The organism is Yersinia sp. 2553 StPb PI, from assembly GCF_052217105.1.
GTDB lineage: Bacteria > Pseudomonadota > Gammaproteobacteria > Enterobacterales > Enterobacteriaceae > Yersinia > Yersinia enterocolitica_E.
Map to the genome: position 1 here is coordinate 3,356,752 of NZ_JAZGPX010000002.1, position 14,106 is coordinate 3,370,857.

The window sequence follows — 14,106 nt, forward strand, 5'->3', positions numbered from 1 at the left end:
CGCCGCCCTTTCTGGTTTCACCGCATGCAGAAATTACAGAATTTCCAGCAGTTCCACTTCAAACATCAATGCGCTGAAAGGTGGAATAGTCGCACCCGCGCCACGCTCGCCATAAGCCAGGCCGTGCGGGATGTACAACTTCCACTTAGAACCTACTGGCATCATGGATAAGGCTTCAATCCAACCAGGAATAACACCACTGACCGGGAATTCTGCTGGCTGGCCACGTTCAACTGAGCTATCAAATACCGTACCGTCAACCAGACGGCCCGTATAGTGCACACGAACACGGTCCTGGCGGGATGGGATCGGGCCTTCGCCAGCCTGTAACACGGAGAACTGTAAGCCAGACTCAGTGGTGGTCACATCATCACGCTTGGCATTTTCTTCTAAGAAGGTTTTGCCTTCTTCTACCAACGCACTCTGGCGATCAACACGCACTTTATCAGCCTTTTCGTGCACTTCTTGTAGTGCGCGATGTATTACATCAACCGGGACGGTCGGTGCATTCCCTTCCATCGCGTCACGCAAACCTGCCAACAGTGCTTCTGGCAATAAACCTTCCAGCCCGGACTCTTGCAATTGCTGCCCGATTTGTAAACCAATTCCGTAGCTCGCTTGCGCTTCAACGCTATCAAAAGAAGGGGTCGTCATGGATTTTCCTTTAGTCACTCATCATATTGAAGCTGCCAGCATAACAGCAGCAGGGGAGCGCGGTAAAATCTTGCGTCGTGAATGATGACTTTTGTCGAAGAAAAAGAAACAATGACACCCCGCGCGTGGACCCCGTTGAATGGCTCAAGCCAGTGATTCGGGTAATTAAAAGCACCCAACAAACCGTAGTTTGGAAGGTAACGGGGATAAAGGTATATACTTAGAAGCCTATGGGGTTACCGCCCATATTTAATTTTATGTTGTTTTACGTTGTTGAAGAGAGGTTACCATGGGCAGAATCGCGCCCAGGAGAAGGAAGAATAATCGGGTTTATCAACCACTGCTGCACACCTGGCTGACGATTAGGCAGAAGATCATGCCGGATTCTAAAGCTGCCGATGAGCAAAACCTGATGTCTGAAATCAGTGCGCCTGAGCACACAGCCTCTGCGGAGAACGTTGTTACTATCGAAGATAGCGTTTCTGCAAACGTTAATGTGCCCCCTGAATCCGTGGCAACCGCCACAGCAGAAAAAGGGATCAAAGGTCTGCTGCTGAAAATCTGGCATTTGCCGGACAGTTTCGAATGGATGGAACCTTTGCCTCTGTTCCATCGCCGCTGGGTTATTGTCGCCACCGCTGTATTGCTGCTGGCACTGCTGTGGCCCGCATCGCGGGATAACACCAACCTTTCCTTCCCAGTGAGCGCGCCGTCCAGCAGCGCGCCACTACAAGCCCAATTACAGGGCAATCTTGATGCTCCGCCACCGCCAACGGTGGCGTCTCCCGAACCCGAACCACCGACTTTGACGCAGGGAAATTGGCAAAGTTATCAAATTCAATCAGGGAAAACACTGGCACAGTTATTCCGTGATAATAACCTGCCGGTCAATGAAGTTTTTGCGATGGCACAGGTTGAGGGTAGCGATAAGCCATTGAGTAATCTGAAAGCTGGGCAAGAAATCAAAATTATGTTGGACGCTCAAGGTGTAGTTGCCGCACTGGCCATTGAAACCACCAATAATACAGAAGTGCTGTTTACCCGGCAGAGCGATGGCAGTTATCGTCGCGACCGTTAAGCGCCGTTATCCATAGCCACTTTTGTCCTGCCCGTTACCTTCTTTGATATTGTCACGTCGTCTCTTCCGAATTAGGTTGTTTTCTGGATGGTTAACGCCATCCACCATTGATAACCACATTCATATACCCAATAGATTTCAAGATGCAGCCAGGCGACAAGCGCATAGAACCCGATGAGCGTCCCCAAGAGTCATGACTATCGCCAACACACCAGCAGCCTGAAAGATAGCGGGGAGAAATAAAGGGAGTGACTATGATATGAAATACAAATTACCTTTTTTAATGCTATTCACCTCGTTTGGTACCTTAGCTCAGTTGCATTGCCCGCCAGTGGATACAATTAAACAGATTGGTGGAGTTTACAGTGCACCTGCGGCAGGTAATGAAGAATGGGTTGGCATATTACAAGGTACCCTTCCACCAAACAGTTCAGTTAAAAATTTTAGTGAAGCGCTGATCATCATTGATAGTGATAAAAACAATATCGTTGGACAGGGTGAGTTTCAAAAGTGTACCTATAACTTGCAGGCGCAAGGTAGGCAGATAGATATGTTCTACGGTAATAAAACTTGGCCAGTATCGGTCAATGGGCAACCACTCTGGGTGTACCAACAAAATCCTTTTCTAGAAATTTACCAGTGTTCAGGTGTTGCCGCCGAAGAGTGCAAGTTTGAAATTTTAGCGGCGGGTTAAGCTTTTAGTGTTGAGCCAAACATGCAGATGGCTATTTTCATCAACCACCAGATAGCAAAACGCCAGCACGAGGCTGGCGTTTTAGCAGGTTAACAGCAGCGTAACTTACGCTTCTGCAACCACGATCACGTTCAGTTTAGCGAACACGTCGCTGTGTACCTGGAAGTGAACTTCATGATCACCTGTGGTACGCAGAACGCCATTCGGCAAACGAACTTCGCTCTTGGTAACTTCAACGCCAGCCGCAGTTACTGCGTCAGCGATATCACGAGTACCGATAGAGCCGAACAGTTTGCCTTCATCGCCAGATTTAGACGCGATGGTGACACTGCCCAGTTCGTTAATTTTGGTTGCGCGAGCTTCAGCAGCAGCCAGAACGCCAGCCAATTTGGCTTCCAATTCTGCACGGCGTGCTTCAAAGAACTCTACGTTTTTCTTCGTTGCCGGAACAGCTTTACCTTGTGGAACCAAGAAGTTACGAGCATAGCCCGCTTTAACGTTCACTTGGTCACCCAGGCTGCCCAGGTTTGCTACTTTATCAAGCAGAATAACTTGCATTACCTTATCCTCTCAAAGTCGTTAATGGACAGTGGCCGATTACTGATGACGATCAGTGTACGGCAACAAAGACAGGTAGCGTGCGCGCTTGATACAACGGGCGAGCTGACGCTGGTATTTTGCGCGAGTACCGGTAATACGGCTCGGGACAATTTTACCACTTTCAGTGATATAGTTTTTCAGCGTAGCGATATCTTTATAATCAATCTCTACAACGCCTTCCGCGGTAAAACGGCAGAACTTGCGACGACGGAAATAACGTGCCATTTGGCTAGTCTCCAGAATCTATAAATTCAATCTGCTCGGCATGCAGAACCAATTTGTTCAGCCCATTGCGACCTTGATGGCAGCTAATGAAGCCTTCAACGGTTAACTGACTGCCGACCGTTATACTGTGAGTTAATGCTTGTGACTTTTGTCCGCTGACAATAACCGGCATTCTGCACCATGTTTGTCGGCTAAATCCGGCTTCCTGCTGTGTTGATCGGTGCTCAAGCACAAATTGACAATGCGGAATACCAGAAGGACTTACTTTTCGAACCGGCGTCTTGCACACTGTGCCAGAAAGTACCAGACGATTAGTGGTCACCACGGCAATTACTCTTCAGAATCCCCAGCTTCAGAATCATCATTGGCTTCTGATGCGAAGTCGTGACGCTCACGGCGTTCGTCTTTCGCTTTAACCATTGGTGATGCTTCAGTTACCGCGTGTTTAACGCGCATAACCATGCTACGGATAACGGCGTCGTTGAAGCGGAAGTTTGTTTCCAGCTCATCGATCGCTTCCTGCGGGGCTTCAACGTTCAGCAGAACGTAGTGAGCTTTATGCAGTTTATTGATCGGGTAAGCCAGTTGACGGCGGCCCCAGTCTTCCAGACGGTGAATGGTACCAGCAGCATTAGTGATAGTTGCACTATAGCGCTCGATCATGCCCGGAACCTGTTCGCTTTGGTCAGGATGGACCATAAAAACGATTTCGTAATGACGCATCGATTATTGCTCCTTACGGATTATTCAGCCTCCTGATAGGGTCAACCGCGGCCCATGGAGGCAAGGAACGTGTTTGTGTGCGGCTGAAAAATGACGCGTAACTATACTTGCGGGCGGTTTGAAACTCAAGAACTGACGGGGATTTATTCTTGTTCTGGCCCTTACTTCGCTAAAAAGGCATTTTTTGTTCATTAAATAACCAATGGATGTAGATCCATTAGTCTATTAAATCTTTCAATAAAATCATTGGCTCAGTGAAAATATCATTCATTTTTTTTGACCAAGTGAATCAATTACTACGTATTTTTAAATTAACAAAAGCGACTAGAATTATTTACATCCACCGCATATTAAGCGGTAGCGTTAATGGAAAGTTATTCAAAGTATATAAACATACTCTAAATAATTCGAGTTGCAGGAAGGCGGCAACTGAGCAAATCCTCAGGAGCTTACACCAGTAAGTGACTGGGGTGAACGAAGGCAGCCAACGCGCCTGCTACTTGAAGTATGACGGGTATAAAATATTGGAGTCACCTATGAGACATACACTCATCATCGCAGCCACAGTCAGTTTGCTCTTATCCGCCAACACGTTTGCCGCCACAGAAATCAGCCGCCAGGAAGCGATGCAGCAGCAGCGTGTCAGTATCGGCGAGATCTCTCTTAACCATAATGTGGTGTCACCGGATGACGCCGTGGCACAAATTAGCAAAATGGCTGATGAGCGCGGCGCTACGGCATACCACATTACTCAGATGCATGAGCCGGGTAGCAACAGCTCAATTCGGGTCAATGCTGAGATTTACCGTTAGACGCAGCAGTATAGATACAACACCGGTGAATACGACGACCAACAACCAAAAAAGCCCTTTGATATGCCCTTGCCCCCAGACCTTTGGGGGCTTTTTTATAAGTGGCTGCTGAAGAATGTGACTCCAGCCTTTAATGCACTTGGGGTAATTTTGTGGCCAATACCGGCCTCGGTAATATAGGTTAGCTGATTAGCGCGCCCGCTAGCCCTTAACGCCTGTACCAATCGCGTACTTTCTGCTGCTGGCACCACTTCATCAGCCTCGCCATGCCAGACCAATAAGGGCCGCTCTGCAATCTTTTCTAACTGATGGTTCAGTTCATAATCCGCCAACGGCGCTAAACGGCGCTCAAATTCAGCAGCGTTGACCGGCTGCCCCGCTTTCAATGGCGGAAACAGTGAGCGGGCCAGTGAGGTAAAATCACCTGACCCCATAAAGTCTGCGGCCACTTTCACCCATGGATAGCGAGCAAACGCCCCCAATGTGGTCATACCGCCCATTGATGCACCCGCCACGCCAATGCGATCACCGTCAATCAATCCTGCTTGTTGATAATATTGTTTAATCGCAGGCAACTCATCAATGTTTGATTTCAGGATCTCCCAGAAATAGGATAAGCGCTGTGATTCATCACCGTTAAACCGCGCACCGTGCATATCCGCATCTGGCAAGATGGTGCGAAAACCGGCTTGTGCGAAGGCATAGGCGAAGTAGGAATAGACCTCTTTCGATGAGGTGTAGCCATGATAGAAAAAAATGGTCGGTAGCTGCTGCTGGCGTTTACCCGCAGGGGTAGCATGAATCACCTCAATACCATTAATATTTTCCAGCGATATCTCAATCATGGCAAAAATCCTTTATTGATGCAGCGGCGCGTAAACAGGAAAAACCAGCGTAATATACCCAAGGAACAAGGCAGTGTGCCAAAATGAGGATATAAAGTCTTAAATCAATTTCTTCCAAGATATTACGCTTCACCTTGGGGTTTTACGGTAACCGCGCCGTTGATAAAGAGGCAATAAATGAAGATAAAACGTGTGATGGGGGTTTTGCTGCTGGCGCTCGGGCTTTCGGGTTGTAGTGTTTTGCATACGACACCAGCCCCCCCTCCTGCAATCCAGCCTTATGCACAAGAAATTACCCGCGCCCAGAGCCTTAATTTGCAAAAAGTAGGCACCGTCTCAGCACAGGTATTTGGTAGCCCGATGGATATAGAAGCCGAAATTCAACGTAGGGCTAATGCCAGTGGCGCGCCCTACTATTTGATTATTATGTTGTCCGACAGCATTTATCCCGGCACCTGGTATGCCAACGCACTGCTGTATAAGTAACTCATTGCTGCTGACTGCTGATTCCCCTATTGAAAGCCGCTGCCGCGACTGAGCAGTCGCGCGCAAACCGCTTCCGGCAGCATATATTGATCACGGTGATCCAAGGTCATGCGGCACCAGGCATCGGCCAGTGGTGGTGAGGCAAAACGCAGTAGCTGAGAAGCACAACACAGATCGAACAGTTGCTGAGTTAATGCCCGCCCTTGTTCCTCTTTGGGGTTTTTCAGCCGCTGCTGTAATTGCCGCCACGCACGATCAAACAATCGATTCTGCCCGCGAACCGGATAGAACTCCTGCTGTAGCATCTCAAGGGCTGCCGGTAGTTTGCGAAATGTGCGCAACACATCAAGGCACATAATATTGCCGGAACCTTCCCAAATACTGTTTACCGGCATTTCACGATAGAGCCGTGGCAGTTCACTCTGCTCACAATAGCCAATCCCACCCAGCACCTCCATCGCCTCGGCAACAAACCCACTGCCTTGCCCACATACCCGATATTTAGCCGCAGGAGTGAGTAGACGGCTAAATATCTTCTCATGAGCCTCATCTGACTTTCCCCAGGCGCTAGCTAAGCGCATCAGCAGTGCTGTATGCCCCTCCAGACGCAATGCCATGCGGCTCAGCACTTGTCGCATCAAAGGTTGGTCTACCAGTGGCTTACCAAAGGCCTGCCGCTGCCACGCATGATACAGCGCGACGGAAAAGGCACGCCGCATCAGACCATGGCTACCCAGCGCACAATCAAAACGGGTATAGCCCCCCATTTTTAAAATTTGGCGCACACCGTCGCCCTCATCCCCCAATAACCAAGCAGTCGCATTATCAAACTCAACTTCACTGCTGGCATTGGAGCGGTTGCCAAGTTTATCTTTCAGCCGTTCTAATCGAATGGCGTTATAGCTGCCATCCGGCAATATTTTAGGCAGAAAGAAGCAGGATAGCCCGCCATCGGTCTGCGCCAACACTAGGTGTGCATCACTTTGTGGTACCGAGAAAAACCACTTGTGCCCCACCAGACGATAAGCCTCACCATTGCCCCGCCCCTCCAGCGGCTCAGCCCGGGTAGTATTACTGAGTACATCGGAACCACCCTGTTTTTCTGTCATGCCCATTCCTATCAACAAGCCCCGTTTCTGGCTACCAATGGACTGATGGGGATCAAAGCGATCAGAAAGTAGTGGCGATAGCCAGTTTTGAAATAGTGGTGGGAGTGTTTGCTGTAGTAGTGGGATAGCACCAAAGGTCATGGTTATTGGGCAGAGCGTGCCCGCTTCCACCTGTGCATGCAGGATAAAACGCGCCGCACGGGCGGCAAAAGAACCGATTCGAGCATCTTCCTGCCACGGTAGATTATGCAGGCGATGATTGACCAGCTCTTGCATTAACATATACCACGCGGGATGAAATCGCACTTGGTTCAACCGCTGCCCGGCAGCATCGTAGCGCAATAACTCAGGAGGATTGGTGTTTGCCAGCCGCCCAAGTTCAAGAGACTCCTGTGATCCCAATTGTAGCCCGATCAAAGAGAGAGTCTCTCCATCCCAACCAGCGTGTTCACGCATCACTGCTTCCCGCAACGCCATGTCAGACAAAAATAAATTACTGTTCGACAATGGCTCCGGCTGATTGAAAACCAAGTGAGTCTGCCACTCCATACCTTCCTCCATTTCGGTATTCTATCCTTCGTACCTGAAGCCGCAGGGGTGTTAGCTACGCTTACTCACCCGAATCACTCACCGTCGTGCGCTCATCAGGACTCGTTCACTTGCCGCCTACCTGCAACTTCAGTTACTTTGGATATAACTGTACCATCGGCATTCATAAATCAGGGTTAAGTATGGTGCAGGCGCGAATTTTTGCTGGCAGGCTCATCACAAACGGGGATGAAAGCCCTATATATCACTGATGATTTAATTAAAATTCCTATAAAAAAGCCAGCATCCGTAAATGCTGGCTTTCTGAACTCAATAGCAAAAGAGATATTACGCTTTCAATGCTCGCTGGCGCACAACTTCAAATAAGCAAACCCCAGTGGCAACCGAGACGTTTAGCGAAGAAACCGTACCCGCCATTGGAATACTGATCAGTTCATCGCAATGCTCACGGGTCAAACGGCGCATGCCTTCACCTTCAGCCCCCATCACCAGCGCCATCGGGCCAGTCATTTTGCTCTGATACAAGGTGTGGTCTGCTTCACCGGCAGTGCCAACAATCCAGACATTGTGTTCTTGCAGTAACCGCAGGGTACGCGCCAGATTAGTCACTTTAATCAATGGCACATTCTCAGCGGCACCACTGGCCACTTTCTTGGCAATAGCATTAAGCTGCGCCGAGCGATCGCGTGGCACAATAACCGCATGGACACCGGCGGCATCGGCGCTACGCAAACATGCCCCGAGATTATGCGGGTCAGTTACGCCATCCAGCACCAGCAAGAACGGCATATCCACACTTTCCAGCAGGGCAGGTAAGTCATTTTCCTGATACTGACGCCCTTCACGCACTCGCGCTACGATCCCCTGATGGACACCCCCTTCAACCTGAGAGTCCAGCCATTGGCGGCTAGCCACCTGAATCACTAAACCGGCAGCTTCCAGTTCCGCGACCAAAGGTTGCAGACGGCGATCGTCACGACCCTTCAGAATAAAAACTTCCAGGAAACGTTGCGGATCATTGTCTAGCAGGGCTTTGACGGCGTGAATACCGTAAATAATTTCGCTCATGATGCTCTTTTATAAATGATTAAGTATTAATAAGTAAACGAATGCGGGCGACCGGGGCCGCCCGACAATCAGCAGGCCATTACTGGTCGCTGCTGGTTTTCTTCTTCGCACGCTTGGCCTTGGTGGCGGCGGCAATTTTTTTGGTTTTAGCGGACGCTCGTTTTGCTTTCGCTTTGGCTTTTTTCTCAGCCAGTGCTTTATCGTCTAGTTTAGCGGCGGCATCTGCTGGGCGGAATGCACTATCCGGCTCGAAGTTCACTGGTTTTTTTGCCCGACGAGGCCGTTGCTGCCCACCACCGGCTGGCGCGCCATCACGGCGCGGAGCACCAGATGAACTACCACGCCCACCACGACCGGTTGAGGTATCACGCATCGTGCGCTGCCCATCAGCTTTCTTCGCCTTATCACGGGCTGTTTTACCCTCACCGCGCGGCTTACGGGTACTGGAGACCAGAGCAAAGTCAATTTTGCGCTCATCCATATGTACCGCCTCAACCCGAATTTCTACGGTATCACCCAAGCGGTAAACCTGACCTGAGGATTCGCCGATCAGACGTTGGCCGATGTTGTCGTAACGGTAATAATCATTATCCAGGCTGGAAACATGCACCAAACCATCAATAAACAGATCATCCAAACGCACGAAGAAACCAAAGCCGGTAACACTGGCAATGATCCCGGTGAAGACTTTACCAACCTGATCCTGCATAAAATCACACTTCAGCCAGTCCGCTACGTTACGGGTAGCTTCATCAGCGCGGCGTTCAGTCATTGAGCAGTGTTCGCCCAATTGCAGCATATCTTCGTATTCACTGTGCCAGCCACCGGTTGGTGTCCAGCGCTCTTTCTGATTGCCTTGCTCTTTGGCGAGCTGGTACTTGATAGCGCGGTGCATCGCCAAGTCAGGATAACGGCGGATTGGTGAGGTGAAATGGCCATAAGAGGCCAATGCCAGGCCAAAGTGACCCCGGTTTTCTGGATCGTAAATTGCCTGTTTCATTGAGCGCAGCAACATGGTTTGCAGCATTTCATGGTCCGGGCGATCGGCAACTTCATCCATCAGTACAGCGTAATCTTTCGGCTCGGGCTTCAAGCCGCCACCTAAGGTCAGGCCTAGCTCATTCAGCACGCTACGCAGTGCGGAGATATGGTCATCACTTGGGCGGTCATGTACACGGAACAATGCAGGTTCGTTGTGTTTTTCGACAAAACGAGCGGCTGCAATATTCGCCAAAATCATGCACTCTTCAATCAACTTATGCGCGTCATTGCGCACCGTCGATTCAATACGTTCAATGCGCCGTTCAGCGTTGAAGATAAACTTGGCTTCTTCGGTTTCGAACGCGATACCACCACGCTCAGCACGGGCCTGATCCAGCGCTTTATACATGGTATGCAGTTCTAACAGATGCGGCACCAGCGGCTTATATTGCTCACGCAGTGTCTCTTCACCATCAATAATCCGCCACACTTTGGTGTAGGTCAGACGTGCGTGGGAGCTCATCACTGCTTCGTAGAACTTATACGACGACAGCTTACCCTGTGAGGAGATGGTCATCTCACACACCATGCACAGGCGGTCTACCTGCGGATTCAGGGAGCAAAGGCCGTTTGAGAGCACTTCCGGCAGCATCGGAACCACTTGCGACGGGAAGTAAACCGAGTTACCACGGCTGCGAGCTTCATCATCCAGCGCGGTGCGTGGGCGCACATAATAGCTGACATCAGCAATCGCCACCCACAAGCGCCAGCCACCACCGCGTTTCTTCTCGCAGTAAACAGCATCATCGAAGTCGCGGGCATCTTCACCATCAATAGTGACCAATGGCAGGTTGCGTAAATCCACCCGCCCTTTCTTCGCCTCTTCCGGTACTTGTTCTTTCAGATCCACAACTTGTTTTTCAACTTGTGGCGGCCAGGTATGGGGGATCTCATGGGTACGCAGTGCGATATCCACCGCCATGCTGGTACCCATATTTTCGCCGAGCACTTCAACAATCTTACCTACCGCTTTAGTCCGGCGGGTCGGGCGCTGAGTCAACTCGACCACCACCATATAACCCATCCGCGCACCGTTGATTGCCTCTGGCGGGATCAGAATGTCAAAACTCAATCGACCATCATCTGGCACCACAAAACCGGTGCCGGCATCAGTAAAGTAACGACCAACAATCTGGCTGGTTTTCGGTACTAATACACGCACGATACGTGCTTCACGGCGGCCTTTGCGGTCTGCGCCAACTGCTTGGGCCAATACCACATCACCATGAATGGCGGTTTTCATCTGTTCTGCGGAGAGATACAGGTCGTCTTTACTGCCTTCAACGCGTAAAAAGCCGAAACCATCACGGTGACCAATAACAGTCCCACGCAGTAAGTCGAGACGCTCAGGCAAGGCGTAGCACTGACGACGGGTGAAGACCAATTGCCCATCGCGCTCCATAGCGCGCAGGCGGCGACGCAGTGCCTCTAAAGGCTCTTCGCCGGTTAAATTAAGTTCATTGGCCAGCTCTTCACGGCTGGCAGGTGTTTCGCGCTTCGCGAGATGAGCCAAAATGAATTCCCGACTAGGGATCGGTGACTCATATTTTTCTGCTTCTCGTTCCAAGAATGGATCTTGTGACATTGCGGTTCCTCCGTTGTCAGCAGCAGGTCTTATACCCTGCGTACTTGAAGCCGCAGGGGTGTTAGCTGCGCGCTCTCACCCGAATCACTTACCAGTGTAAGCTCATCGGGATTCGTTTACTGGCTGCCTACCTGCAACTCCAAGTTCTTTGGGTATATATATCTTTGATTAAGCAAAAATCTACTCAACAAGTAACAGTTTGTAGAGCGGGGAATTATCTTTAACCATGTCAGCCAAAGTATAGTTATCCAGCTCGTTAAGGAAACTCTGTACCGCCTGATTAAGCACTTGTTTCAGGCGACAAGCGGGTGTTATGTGGCAAAAATCACTACTGCAATTCACCAGAGACAGTGGCTCCAGTTGGCGCACAACATCACCAATTAGAATTTGGTTAGCCGGTTTACCCAACCGTATACCACCATTTTTGCCCCGCACAGCGGTCACCAGACCGACACGGCTCAACTGATTGATTATTTTAACCATATGATTGCGAGACACACCATATACCTCAGTTACCTGAGAAATGCTGGTCATTTGGCCTTCCGGTAGCGAGGCCATATAAGTAAGCGCCCGCAAACCATAATCAGTAAAACTTGTTAACTGCACGTATACCCCTGAGTATCAATTTACCCGGCTTAACCCCATCGGAAATAACACTTTTTGGATAGGTTATAAGTGCGATTCCAAGTGTGATTCAGAAAACTCATATCCTACATAACTCGAGTTACAGGAAGGCGGCAACTAAGCGAATCCCCAAGAGCTTACATCAGTAAGTGATTAGGGTGAATGAAGGCAGCCAAACACACATGCAACTTGAAGTATGACGGATATATTCTTTGAATGATAAACCAGCCATAAAGCTTGCGGCTAATCATTTAGGTGAAGGGTGGCGCTTTTGGTATAAAACGGCATATCCGAGGTCACTTCTGCATCTCATTATACCCAAAATAGCTGACTTTGCAGTTAACAATGTATTTAGGGTATATACCCTAAATAATTCGAGTTGCAGGAAGGCGGCAAGAGACAGACAAATCGGTCGGGAACCGATTTGAACAGCATTTATGCTAGCCCGTAGGGTGAACCTCAAGGATGAGGCTCATTAACCCCGATGAGCTTACATGAGTAAGTGATTCGGGTGATTGAACGTAGCCAACGCACATGCAGCTTGAAGTATGACGGGTATAAACAATAAACCGGACCTAAGCCCGGTTTATTAAAGTCTGAATTCTGACTATTTGGCGGTTAGCCACTTAATCATAAATCAAACGAATCATGCATCAAATGGGTCGCGCAAGATCATGGTTTCTTCACGATCAGGACCGGTAGAGATAATATCAACCGGAACACCGGTCAGCTCTTCTACTCGTTTGATGTAGTTCAGGGCTGCCTGTGGCAACTTGCTATGTTCTTTCACACCAAAGGTGGTTTCTGACCAGCCTGGCATGGTTTCGTAAATTGGCTCGATACCTTCCCAACCTTCAGCAGCCAGTGGGGTAGTATCAACTTCGCGACCATCTGGCATGCGGTAGCCAACACACAGCTTCACTTCTTTCAGACCATCTAACACGTCCAGTTTGGTCATACAGAAACCAGACAGGGAGTTGATCTGCACGGCGCGACGCACTGCAACGATATCCAACCAACCGGTACGACGGCTACGGCCTGTTGTTGCGCCATATTCGTTACCTTGCTTACGCAGGAATTCGCCAGTTTCATCATTCAACTCGGTAGGGAATGGACCTGCACCTACACGGGTGGAATAAGCTTTAACGATACCTAAGACGTAATCAACATAACGTGGACCCAAGCCAGAGCCGGTGGCTACGCCACCAGCAGTGGTGTTAGATGAAGTTACATACGGATAAGTACCGTGATCGATGTCCAGTAAGGTGCCTTGTGCGCCTTCGAACATGATCAGATCACCGCGCTTGCGGGCGCTGTCCAGCAAGTCAGAAACATCAACCACCATGGCAGTCAAAATATCAGCAATAGCTAATACTTCATCCAGCACTGTTTGGTAGTCAACTGCATCAGCTTTGTAGTAATGCACTAACTGGAAGTTGTGGTAATCCACAATTTCTTTCAGTTTGATAGCGAAGGTTTCTTTGTTGAACAAATCACCGACGCGCAGACCACGGCGGGCAACTTTGTCTTCATAAGCAGGACCAATACCACGGCCGGTAGTACCAATAGCTTTTTCACCACGTGCTTTTTCACGCGCATTATCCAAAGCCACATGATAAGGCAGGATTAATGGGCATGCTTCGGAGAGTAACAGTCGCTCACGTACAGGCACACCGCGCGCTTCAAGCTCTGTCATCTCTTTCATTAAAGCGTCAGGTGCCAATACAACACCGTTGCCGATGATGCTGGTTACGTTTTCACGCAGAATACCTGAGGGAATTAAATGAAGAACGGTTTTCTCACCGTTGATAACCAAAGTATGGCCAGCGTTGTGACCACCTTGATAGCGCACAACATAATTAGCCCGTTCAGTCAGCAGGTCAACGACCTTGCCCTTACCTTCGTCACCCCATTGGGTGCCCAGTACGACGACGTTCTTACCCATCTCAAAAATCACCAGGTTGCTTAAAAAAGGATTCTAACATCTCATTCGGCTGCTTTCAGTACTTTTTA

At 49.5% G+C, this 14,106-nt stretch carries 15 protein-coding genes; 4 read left to right on the top strand and 11 right to left on the bottom strand.

Annotation, left to right across the window (positions count from 1 at the left end; translation table 11 throughout):
- Window positions 1–33: 33 nt before the first annotated feature.
- Window positions 34–654: a peptidylprolyl isomerase gene (locus V2A84_RS16870; protein WP_083160951.1), complete on the bottom strand. Its 621-nt coding sequence runs from the start codon at window positions 652–654 to the stop codon at window positions 34–36.
- Window positions 655–943: 289 nt separating this feature from the next.
- Here V2A84_RS16870 and V2A84_RS16875 point away from each other — a divergent pair, with 289 nt between their 5' ends.
- Window positions 944–1,732 carry a LysM-like peptidoglycan-binding domain-containing protein gene (locus V2A84_RS16875; RefSeq protein WP_083160953.1) on the top strand — a complete coding sequence of 263 codons (789 nt, stop codon included), beginning with the start codon at window positions 944–946 and terminating at the stop codon, window positions 1,730–1,732.
- Between the two features lie 259 nt (window positions 1,733–1,991).
- Window positions 1,992–2,426, top strand: a complete 435-nt coding sequence (locus V2A84_RS16880; RefSeq protein WP_083160955.1) for a DUF3757 domain-containing protein — start codon at window positions 1,992–1,994, stop codon at window positions 2,424–2,426.
- Window positions 2,427–2,531: 105 nt separating this feature from the next.
- On the opposite strand, the gene rplI is transcribed toward V2A84_RS16880, so the two are convergent.
- The 4 genes from rplI to rpsF are packed head-to-tail and all read right to left on the bottom strand — an operon-like array spanning window position 2,532 to window position 3,974.
- Window positions 2,532–2,984, bottom strand: coding sequence for a 50S ribosomal protein L9 (gene rplI / locus V2A84_RS16885; protein WP_005186343.1), 453 nt, complete (start codon window positions 2,982–2,984; stop codon window positions 2,532–2,534).
- Between the two features lie 39 nt (window positions 2,985–3,023).
- Window positions 3,024–3,251 carry a 30S ribosomal protein S18 gene (rpsR, locus tag V2A84_RS16890; RefSeq protein ID WP_002210155.1) on the bottom strand — a complete coding sequence of 76 codons (228 nt, stop codon included), beginning with the start codon at window positions 3,249–3,251 and terminating at the stop codon, window positions 3,024–3,026.
- 4 nt (window positions 3,252–3,255) lie between these two features.
- The gene (priB, locus tag V2A84_RS16895) at window positions 3,256–3,576 is read right to left on the bottom strand and encodes a primosomal replication protein N (protein WP_049613473.1); all 321 of its coding nucleotides are present in this window, start codon (window positions 3,574–3,576) and stop codon (window positions 3,256–3,258) included.
- 5 nt (window positions 3,577–3,581) lie between these two features.
- Entirely contained in the window at window positions 3,582–3,974 is a 393-nt protein-coding gene (rpsF, locus tag V2A84_RS16900) for a 30S ribosomal protein S6 (RefSeq protein WP_002210153.1), read from the bottom strand.
- Between the two features lie 536 nt (window positions 3,975–4,510).
- On the opposite strand from rpsF, the gene V2A84_RS16905 reads away from it, so the two are divergent.
- The gene (locus V2A84_RS16905; RefSeq protein WP_083160957.1) at window positions 4,511–4,786 is read left to right on the top strand and encodes a DUF1471 domain-containing protein; all 276 of its coding nucleotides are present in this window, start codon (window positions 4,511–4,513) and stop codon (window positions 4,784–4,786) included.
- 95 nt (window positions 4,787–4,881) lie between these two features.
- On the opposite strand, the gene yjfP is transcribed toward V2A84_RS16905, so the two are convergent.
- Entirely contained in the window at window positions 4,882–5,631 is a 750-nt protein-coding gene (gene yjfP, locus V2A84_RS16910; RefSeq protein ID WP_083160959.1) for an esterase, read from the bottom strand.
- Between the two features lie 177 nt (window positions 5,632–5,808).
- Between yjfP and bsmA the strand changes: the two genes are divergently transcribed.
- Window positions 5,809–6,117 (top strand): biofilm peroxide resistance protein BsmA, encoded by a 309-nt coding sequence (gene bsmA / locus V2A84_RS16915; RefSeq protein ID WP_083160961.1) that lies wholly within the window; start codon window positions 5,809–5,811, stop codon window positions 6,115–6,117.
- A 26-nt stretch (window positions 6,118–6,143) separates the two neighbouring features.
- Here the strand turns inward: bsmA and V2A84_RS16920 are convergent, their stop codons facing one another.
- From V2A84_RS16920 to V2A84_RS16940, 5 genes are all read right to left on the bottom strand, one after another.
- Complete coding sequence (locus V2A84_RS16920) at window positions 6,144–7,787, bottom strand: isovaleryl-CoA dehydrogenase (protein ID WP_083160963.1); 1,644 nt, start codon at window positions 7,785–7,787, stop codon at window positions 6,144–6,146.
- 315 nt (window positions 7,788–8,102) lie between these two features.
- On the bottom strand, window positions 8,103–8,843 hold the full coding sequence (gene rlmB, locus V2A84_RS16925) for a 23S rRNA (guanosine(2251)-2'-O)-methyltransferase RlmB (RefSeq protein ID WP_005193288.1): 741 nt from the start codon (window positions 8,841–8,843) through the stop codon (window positions 8,103–8,105).
- Between the two features lie 79 nt (window positions 8,844–8,922).
- Window positions 8,923–11,469: a ribonuclease R gene (gene rnr, locus V2A84_RS16930; RefSeq protein ID WP_372568575.1), complete on the bottom strand. Its 2,547-nt coding sequence runs from the start codon at window positions 11,467–11,469 to the stop codon at window positions 8,923–8,925.
- A gap of 180 nt (window positions 11,470–11,649) precedes the next feature.
- Entirely contained in the window at window positions 11,650–12,075 is a 426-nt protein-coding gene (gene nsrR / locus V2A84_RS16935; protein WP_083160967.1) for a nitric oxide-sensing transcriptional repressor NsrR, read from the bottom strand.
- 664 nt (window positions 12,076–12,739) lie between these two features.
- Window positions 12,740–14,038 (bottom strand): adenylosuccinate synthase, encoded by a 1,299-nt coding sequence (locus V2A84_RS16940; protein WP_083160969.1) that lies wholly within the window; start codon window positions 14,036–14,038, stop codon window positions 12,740–12,742.
- Window positions 14,039–14,106 lie beyond the last annotated feature (68 nt).

What these genes read in the sequence shown, in the direction of transcription:
- V2A84_RS16870 (WP_083160951.1), bottom strand. Translation starts at nt 654, where the DNA reads ATGACGACCCCTTCTTTTGATAGCGTTGAAGCGCAAGCGAGCTACGGA.
- V2A84_RS16875 (WP_083160953.1), top strand. Translation starts at nt 944, where the DNA reads ATGGGCAGAATCGCGCCCAGGAGAAGGAAGAATAATCGGGTTTATCAA.
- V2A84_RS16880 (WP_083160955.1), top strand. Translation starts at nt 1,992, where the DNA reads ATGAAATACAAATTACCTTTTTTAATGCTATTCACCTCGTTTGGTACC.
- rplI (WP_005186343.1), bottom strand. Translation starts at nt 2,984, where the DNA reads ATGCAAGTTATTCTGCTTGATAAAGTAGCAAACCTGGGCAGCCTGGGT.
- rpsR (WP_002210155.1), bottom strand. Translation starts at nt 3,251, where the DNA reads ATGGCACGTTATTTCCGTCGTCGCAAGTTCTGCCGTTTTACCGCGGAA.
- rpsF (WP_002210153.1), bottom strand. Translation starts at nt 3,974, where the DNA reads ATGCGTCATTACGAAATCGTTTTTATGGTCCATCCTGACCAAAGCGAA.
- V2A84_RS16905 (WP_083160957.1), top strand. Translation starts at nt 4,511, where the DNA reads ATGAGACATACACTCATCATCGCAGCCACAGTCAGTTTGCTCTTATCC.
- yjfP (WP_083160959.1), bottom strand. Translation starts at nt 5,631, where the DNA reads ATGATTGAGATATCGCTGGAAAATATTAATGGTATTGAGGTGATTCAT.
- bsmA (WP_083160961.1), top strand. Translation starts at nt 5,809, where the DNA reads ATGAAGATAAAACGTGTGATGGGGGTTTTGCTGCTGGCGCTCGGGCTT.
- V2A84_RS16920 (WP_083160963.1), bottom strand. Translation starts at nt 7,787, where the DNA reads ATGGAGGAAGGTATGGAGTGGCAGACTCACTTGGTTTTCAATCAGCCG.
- rlmB (WP_005193288.1), bottom strand. Translation starts at nt 8,843, where the DNA reads ATGAGCGAAATTATTTACGGTATTCACGCCGTCAAAGCCCTGCTAGAC.
- rnr (WP_372568575.1), bottom strand. Translation starts at nt 11,469, where the DNA reads ATGTCACAAGATCCATTCTTGGAACGAGAAGCAGAAAAATATGAGTCA.
- V2A84_RS16940 (WP_083160969.1), bottom strand. Translation starts at nt 14,038, where the DNA reads ATGGGTAAGAACGTCGTCGTACTGGGCACCCAATGGGGTGACGAAGGT.